This is a genomic window from Falsiroseomonas oryziterrae, from assembly GCF_021864505.1.
GTDB classification, from domain to species: Bacteria; Pseudomonadota; Alphaproteobacteria; order Acetobacterales; family Acetobacteraceae; genus Falsiroseomonas; species Falsiroseomonas oryziterrae.
The window spans coordinates 1-7,171 of sequence record NZ_JAKJIB010000208.1 but is presented as its reverse complement, the minus strand read 5'-3'; the positions used below and the strand labels follow the sequence as shown (position 1 = coordinate 7,171).

General features: G+C 73.4%; 6 protein-coding genes. 5 read left to right on the top strand and 1 reads right to left on the bottom strand.

What is annotated here, in order from left to right:
• Positions 1-550, top strand: a 550-nt coding sequence (locus L2I40_RS15600) for an EF-hand domain-containing protein (protein ID WP_237216125.1), incomplete at its 5' end; no start/stop codon positions are given.
• 4 nt (positions 551-554) lie between these two features.
• Here the strand turns inward: L2I40_RS15600 and L2I40_RS15595 are convergent.
• The gene (locus tag L2I40_RS15595) at positions 555-2,078 is read right to left on the bottom strand and encodes a glycosyltransferase family protein (RefSeq protein WP_237216124.1); all 1,524 of its coding nucleotides are present in this window, start codon (positions 2,076-2,078) and stop codon (positions 555-557) included.
• Between the two features lie 133 nt (positions 2,079-2,211).
• Between L2I40_RS15595 and L2I40_RS15590 the strand changes: the two genes are divergently transcribed.
• The 4 genes from L2I40_RS15590 to L2I40_RS24580 all read left to right on the top strand — a co-directional run.
• Complete coding sequence (locus tag L2I40_RS15590) at positions 2,212-4,581, top strand: tetratricopeptide repeat protein (protein WP_237216123.1); 2,370 nt, start codon at positions 2,212-2,214, stop codon at positions 4,579-4,581.
• Positions 4,578-5,348, top strand: a complete 771-nt coding sequence (gene rfbF / locus L2I40_RS15585; RefSeq protein WP_237216122.1) for a glucose-1-phosphate cytidylyltransferase — start codon at positions 4,578-4,580, stop codon at positions 5,346-5,348. The genes L2I40_RS15590 and rfbF overlap by 4 nt, the downstream gene beginning before the upstream one ends.
• Positions 5,345-6,385 (top strand): CDP-glucose 4,6-dehydratase, encoded by a 1,041-nt coding sequence (rfbG, locus tag L2I40_RS15580; protein WP_237216121.1) that lies wholly within the window; start codon positions 5,345-5,347, stop codon positions 6,383-6,385. The genes rfbF and rfbG overlap by 4 nt, the downstream gene beginning before the upstream one ends.
• The coding region (locus L2I40_RS24580) for a methyltransferase domain-containing protein (RefSeq protein ID WP_372491067.1) at positions 6,382-7,171 on the top strand (790 nt) is incomplete at its 3' end. The genes rfbG and L2I40_RS24580, both read left to right, overlap by 4 nt.

The window sequence follows — 7,171 nt, the reverse complement described above, 5'->3', positions numbered from 1 at the left end:
GCTGCTCGCGGCCGGCGCCTTCGCCGCCCCCGTCCTGGCCCAGCCCGGCCCTGGCGGCGGCCCTGGCCGCGGCAGCGGCGGGTTTGCCGCCGGCGAGGCCTTCGCGCGTGCGGATGCCAACAACGACGGGCGCGTGACCCGCGACGAGGGGCTGGCTTGGCTGCGCGCGCGCTTCGCCGAGGTGGACACGAACCGCGACGGCGGCGTGAGCTTCGAGGAGATGCGCGCCTATCGCCAGTCTCGCATGGGCGGCCGCACGCCGCCGGCGGAGGCGCAGCAGCGCGCCGAGCAGCGCGGCCAGGGCATGTTCCGCGCACTCGACGTCAACTCCGACGGGCGCGTGACCTTCGAGGAGATGCAGCCCTTCGCCGAGGCGATGTTCCGCGCCCGCGACGCCAATGCGGACGGCGCGCTGAGCCGCGAGGAGGCGATGCCGCGACGCAGCGAGCGCCACCACCGCGGTCCCGGCTACGGCATGGGCCCCGGCCAGGGCATGGGCCCTGGCATGATGGGGCCGGGCGGCGAGCGCCGGGGCCCGCCGCAGCAGTAATGCGTCAGCGGAGCTCCGGCGCGCGTGAGAGCAGCGCGGCGTCGAGCTCCGCCCGCCGCTCCCACAGCGAGCGGTACCAGGCCAGCCGAGTCCTGACCTGGCTGGCCATCATGCGGTTCGCCGTCACCCAGCCCCGCGCCGCGTCGCCGATCGCGCGCGCGCGCTCCGGTGCCGCCAGCATCGCGCGCAGCGCGGCCGCCATCTCTGCCGGGTCGCGCATGATGATCCCGGTCTCGCCGTCGCGGACCGTTCCGCCATAGACGACCGGGCTCGCGAGGCAGCAGAGCCGTAGCGAGCCCGCCTCGACAAATTTCAGGTCCGACTTGCAGCGGTTGAAGAAGGTGTCGTCCAGCGGCAGCAGCGCGATCTCGCAGCGCGCCATCAGCGCGCGATAGGCGTCGTAGGGCAGCACGCCGTGGAAGCGCTTGTGCGGCGTCGCCAGCGCCTCGAAGGCGCTGCGGTCGTAGAGCACCTCGACGGCCAGCCGATCCCCCGCCTCCGCCAGCACCGCGTTGAGCGCGGGCAGGAAGGGCGCGGTGTCGCGTTCGCGCCGCAGCGCGCCGAGGAAGATCGTGAGGCGGCGCGGATCGGTGAAATTGGCTGGCGGCGGCAGGTCGACCGAGGTGTTCGGGAAGATCGCCACCTCCTCGTTGAAGCGCCCGAACAGCTCGGCCAGTGGCGCCGTCGAGGTCTGCACCGCGTGCACCCCGCGGAAGGCGAAGTGATCCGACTCCGCGATGGAGGGCCAGAGCGAGGGCTCGTCGTCGAACTCCTGCACCACGACATAGCCGGCCGCGCGGACCGTGTTGACGAGGGTGGGCGCGGTCGGCTCCGACAGCAGGCGCCGCTGAAGCAGGAGGATGCGCGGGACGTCGCTGCCGAAGCGGTGCAGGACCGGCGTCTCGGAAAGCCTGGCGCTCATCCCTGGATGCGTCGCCGCCATGCGGAGCGGGTGGCCCACCCGCACGTCGTTCACGCCCGCGACGGAGCGCAGGAGATGCGCGAGCACGAAGAGCGGCCGTGCGGCGCGGCGCGCGGCGCGCAGGCGCCAGCGAGCCGGGGCGATGCGCCGAAGCAGGCCGGGATCGCCGGGTCCGCTGCGTGCGGCAAAGTCGCGCGCCGCATCGTCCGGCGCCTCGGCCGGCATGTCGATCGGAACGAGGCCGGCCGCGCGCAGCGCGCCGAGCAGGAAGGGCAGCGTCACCGCGTCCGGCGGCGCCGGCGCGCCGCCCTCCGCCAGTCGCCAATCTTCGGCATTCGGCAGGTCGGTGAGGAGGATGCCGTCCTCCGCGAGCAGCGTCGCGGCCTGCCGGACCGCGCGGGACGCGTCGCCGTCGAGCCCGCGCAGGACGACGAGATCCACCGAGCCGGGTGGTGCGGAGGCCGGGGCGACGGGCCGGCACAGCGGATCGTGCCGCGCGAGCCAGGTCGCGAGCACGGGCTCCGCGCCGATCTCCGCCATGGTGCCGAGGCCGAGTGGAATCCGCGCGAGCAGCGCGGGATCGGGATGGGCTGGGCCTGGCTGCATCGGGGCCTGTCTACTCCGACCGGGGCGGCGTTCAACCTGTGGCGCAACCGCGGGCCGCGTCATCCGCCCCGCGCTTGTGGTCGGGCGGCGTCGCGTGATACCGCGGACATGGTACCCAGTGCTTCGGACAGGCATGCCACCGCCCCGGACCGCGCCGCGCGCGGCCCCGCCCGACCTCGCCCGGATGGAAGAGACGCTGCGCGCGCGCCTTGCGGCGGAGCCGGGCCATGCCGGGCTCTGGCAGCAGCTGGCGACCCTTCTCGCGCAGGCGGGACGGCCGGCGGAGGCGGCGGAGGCCTTCGGCAAGGCCGCCTCGCTGGGTGCTCCCGTGCAGCCGATCGCCGTGCCCTGGGCGCTGGCGCTGAGCGCCGCGGGGCGCCACGCCGAGGCGGTGGAGGTGCTGCGCCCGGTGCAGGCGGGCCGGCCCAAGGATCCGGTGCTGGCCAATGTGCTCGGCGTGATGCTGAAGCGCGCGGGGACGCTCGACGAGGCGATCGCGCCGCTCGAACTCGCGCGGCGGCTCGAGCCGCGCAACGCGGCGCCGCTGCAGAACCTGGGCAATGTGCACGAGCTGCGCGGCGACTTCGCCGCTGCGGCGGAAGCCTTCGGCGCCGGCGCGAAGCTGGCGCCGCGCAATGCGGAGCTGTGGCGGCTGCACGGGCGGATGCTGCGCGCGCTCGGCGACAAGGCGGGGGCGCTGCGCAGCTTCGAGACGGCGCAGGGGCTCGATCCGCGCAACCGCGACCTCGCGGTGCTGGTCAACGACCTGCTGCTCGACCGCCGCGACTTCGACGCGGCGATCGCCGCAGCGCGGCGGCTGCGCACGGCGCTGCCTGGCGACCCGCTGGCCGAGGTGATGGAGGCGCGCACCCTGCTCCGGTGCGGCGAGCCGGAGGCGGCGCTGGCGATGCTGGAGGCGGTGGTGGCGCGCCACCCCGGCGACCGCAACGCCAACATGCTGATCGCGCGCATCCACGGCGACGGCAACCGCAAGGGCGCCAACGAGGCGCTGGAACGCGCCTTCGCGGCCGAGCCCGACAGCGCGGAGGTGATGGACGCGCTGGTCGAGAGCCTGTCGCGCAGCCGCTACGACAGCGAGATCGCGCATCTGGAGCGCGCCTATGTCGTCGCGCGGCGGCTGATGGAGCGGCACCCGGACAAGGTCCTGCGCTTCGCTCGATCCCTGCGCACGGTGTTCCAGCGCGTGCTGGACACCGATCGGCTGGCAGCGACCGGCACGCTCGACCAGCTTGGGCCGCTCTGGATCGCCGACAACCGCGTCTCCGCCCTGCATTACGAGCTCGGCCAAGTGGAGACGCTCGAGGACCGGATCCGCATCGTCGAGTGGCACCGCGAATGGGGGCGGCGCGAGGAGGCTGCGATCACCCCGCTCACGCTGCCGGCGCCAGCCGTGCAGGGACCGCGGAAGCTGCGCGTCGGCTTCATGTCCTCGGACCTGCGCAACCATCCGGTCAGCTACTTCGCGCTGCCGCTGCTCGAAGCCTATGACCGCGAGCGCTACGAGGTGTTCTGCTATTCCTTCTACGAAGGCGCGGCCGACCAGGTGCAGACCCACATCGCGGCGAAGGTGGACGCCTTCCGCTGGTGGCCGCGCCGGCCCTCGGCGCAGGTGGCGGAGGGGATCGCGGCGGACGGGCTCGACATCCTGTTCGAGCTCGGCGGCTCGACCGCGATGAACAAGCTCGAGGTGATGGCGTATCGCCCGGCGCGGATCGGCGTGAGCTGGCTCGGCTACCCGCATTCGGCGGGGCTCGAGCGGATCGACTACATCCTGACCGATCCCTTCATCCGGCCCGAGGATCCGCGGCTGCTGATCGAGAAGCCCTTCGAGATGCCGGAGAGCTGGGTGGTGCTCGGCCGGCTCGGCTTCCACGAGAAGGTGCCGATCGAGGACGGGCTGCCGGAGGACCGCCGCGGCGCCGTCACCTTCGGCACGATGAACAACCCCTACAAGTACACGCAGAAATGCCTGGATGCCTGGGCGGCGGTGCTGCGCGCGGTGCCGCGCAGCCGCTTCCTCTTCGTCCGGCCCGAGGCGGCGGGCGAGAGCTTCCGCGAGAACGCGAAGGCGATCTTCGCGGCGCGCGGCGTCGAACCGGACCGTCTTGATTTCGTCGGTGTCCGCGGCGCGCATCTGCAGCACTACAATTCCATGGACATCGCGCTGGACAGCTTCCCGCATGTCGGCGGCACGACGACCTGCGAGACGCTGTGGATGGGCGTGCCCACCGTCACGCTGGTGGGCCCCGGCTTCCCCGAACGCCTGTCCTACTCGAACCTGAACAATGCGGGGCTCGGCGATCTCTGCGCCCGCAACGTGGAGGAGTTCGTCGCCATCGCGGCCGGGCTGGCCGAGGACCGGCCGCGGCGCCGCGCGCTGCGCATGACGCTGCGCCAGGTGCTGCGCGAGCACCCGCTCGGGGATGCGCAACGCTTCGTCAAGGCGTTCTATGCCAGGACGGCGGAGGCATGCAGGGCATGAAGGCGGTCATCCTCGCCGGCGGGCGCGGCACGCGGCTGATGGAGGAGACCTCGCTGCGGCCGAAGCCGATGGTCGAGATCGGCGGGCGGCCGATCCTCTGGCACATCATGAAGATCTACGCCGCGCACGGGATCGCCGACTTCGTCATCTGCCTCGGCCACAAGGGCTGGCAGATCAAGGAATACTTCCTGAACTACCGCGCCCATTCCTCCGACCTCTCGATCGATCTCGCGACGGGGCAGGTGCAGGTGCTGCGGCCGCAGGCGGAACCCTGGCGCGTCACACTGGTGGACACCGGCGAGGAGACGATGACGGGCGGACGGCTGAAGCGCGTCGCCCATCACCTGGAGGGCGAGGACGCCTTCTGCATGACCTATGGCGACGGCGTCGGCGACGTCGACATCACGGCGCTGGTCGCCTTCCACCGCGCGCAGGGGCGGCTTGCCACCGTCACCGCAGTGACGCCGCCCGGGCGCTTCGGCGCGCTGGCGCGTGACGGCGCGCGGGTGGACGCCTTCGTGGAGAAGCCGCCGGGCGACGGCGGCACAATCAACGGCGGCTTCTTCGTCCTCTCGCCGCGCGTGCTGGATCGCATCGTGGGCGATGCGACGGTGTGGGAGGAGGAGCCGCTGGCCTCGCTCGCGCGCGACGGCGAGCTGGCCGCCTACGACCATCGCGGCTTCTGGCAGCCGATGGACACGCTGCGCGACCGCGAGCAGCTGGAACGCCTCTGGGCCGGCGGGCGGGCGCCGTGGAAGGCGTGGTGAGGCAGCCTGACCCCGCCTTCTGGCGCGGCCGGCGCGTGCTGCTCACCGGCCATACCGGCTTCAAGGGCGCCTGGCTCGCGCGGATGCTGGCGCGGCTCGGCGCGGAGGTGACGGGCCTCGCGCTGGATCCGGAGCCGGGGCCGTCGGCCTTCGCGGCGCTGCGGGTGGCCGACGCGCTGGCGGCCGACCACCGCGCCGACATCCGCGATCCCGAAGCCGTGGGCAGGTTGCTGCGCGGCGCGCGGCCGGAGGTGGTGCTGCATCTCGCCGCGCAGGCGCTGGTCGGGCGCGGCCATCGCGACCCGGCCGGGACCTTCGCGACCAACGTTGCCGGCACGGTCCATGTGCTGGAGGCGCTGCGCGGCCTGCCCGGCGTGCTGGCGGCGGTGATCGTCACCTCCGACAAGGTCTATCGCAACGACGGCACGGGGCGCCGCTTCGCGGAGGACGATCCGCTCGGCGGCGCCGATCCCTACAGCGCGTCCAAGGCCGCGGCGGAGATCGCCGTCGCGTCCTGGCGCGCCTCCTTCGCCGACCTGCCGCCGCTGGCCACCGCGCGCGCCGGCAACGTGCTGGGCGGCGGCGACTTCGGACAGGAGCGGCTGGTGCCGGACCTGGTGCGCGCGCAGATCGAGGGCCGTCCGCTGCTGGTGCGGCGGCCCGACGCGACGCGGCCCTTCCAGCATGTGCTCGACGTGCTGCGCGGCTACCTGCTGCTGGCGGAGGCGCTGGCGGAGGGCACCGCACCGGCCGCGGTGAACTTCGGCCCGTCCGACGCGGAGTTGCGCGTGCGCGACCTGCTCGCGCTCTGGGGCGAGGTCGAGTGGGAGCCTGCGGAGGGCCCGGTGATGGCGGAGGCGCCACGGCTCGCGCTGGAGTCCAGCCTCGCCGGACGCGCGCTCGGATGGGAACCGCGACTGGACACGCCGCGCGCCATCGCCGCCACCGCCGCCTGGTACGCGGCCTGGCGCGCGGGCGAGGACATGGCGCGCGCGGCGGAGGCGGAGATCGCCGCGGCGCTGGATTTGCGCACGTGAAGGCGACGGCGATCACCGCCTGCCGGTCCTGCGGCGGCGCGCTCGGGCCGGTCTTCTGCGACCTCAGTGAGCAGCCGGCCGCGAATTCCTACGTGGCGCCGGAGCAGGCGGCGGAGCCCGAGCCCCGCTTTCCCTTGCGCGCCGTCGTCTGCCGCGACTGCAGGCTGGTGCAGCTCGACACGGTCGTGGATGCGGAGGCGGTGTTCTCCGACTACGCGTATTTCTCCTCCGCCTCCGCCTCCTGGGTCGCCCATGCGGGGCGCTTCGCGGCTGAGATGACGCAACGCCTCGGCCTCGGCTTGGGCAGCTTCGTGGTGGAGGTGGCGAGCAACGACGGCTACCTGCTGCGGCACTTCGTCGCGGCGGGCATTCCCTGCCTCGGCATCGAGCCGGCGGCGAATGTCGCGGCAGTGGCGCGGGCTGCCGGCGTGCCGACCGAGGCGCGTTTCCTCGACCAGATGACCGCGCGTGACGTCGTGGCGCGGCGCGGCCATGCGGCTCTGGTCGTTGCCAACAACGTCCTCGCGCATGTGCCGGCGGTGAACGACTTCGTCGCCGGGCTCGCGCTGCTGGCGGGACCGCGCGGCGTCGTCTCGGTCGAGGCGCCGCATCTGCTGCGGCTGGTCGATGGCGTGCAGTTCGACACGATCTACCACGAACACTACAACCTGCTGGCGCCTTGGCTCTGGATCGGGTCCTTCATCATGGCGCTCGGCGGCGCGTTGTCGCTGGCGGATCGCCGAGTCCGCATCTCCGCCCCGAACCGCAAGGCGGCGCTGCCGCAGG

Excerpts from the sequence above, each read along its gene's own strand:
- rfbF (WP_237216122.1), top strand. The coding sequence starts at position 4,578 with ATGAAGGCGGTCATCCTCGCCGGCGGGCGCGGCACGCGGCTGATGGAG.
- L2I40_RS15590 (WP_237216123.1), top strand. The coding sequence starts at position 2,212 with ATGCCACCGCCCCGGACCGCGCCGCGCGCGGCCCCGCCCGACCTCGCC.
- L2I40_RS15595 (WP_237216124.1), bottom strand. The coding sequence starts at position 2,078 with ATGCAGCCAGGCCCAGCCCATCCCGATCCCGCGCTGCTCGCGCGGATT.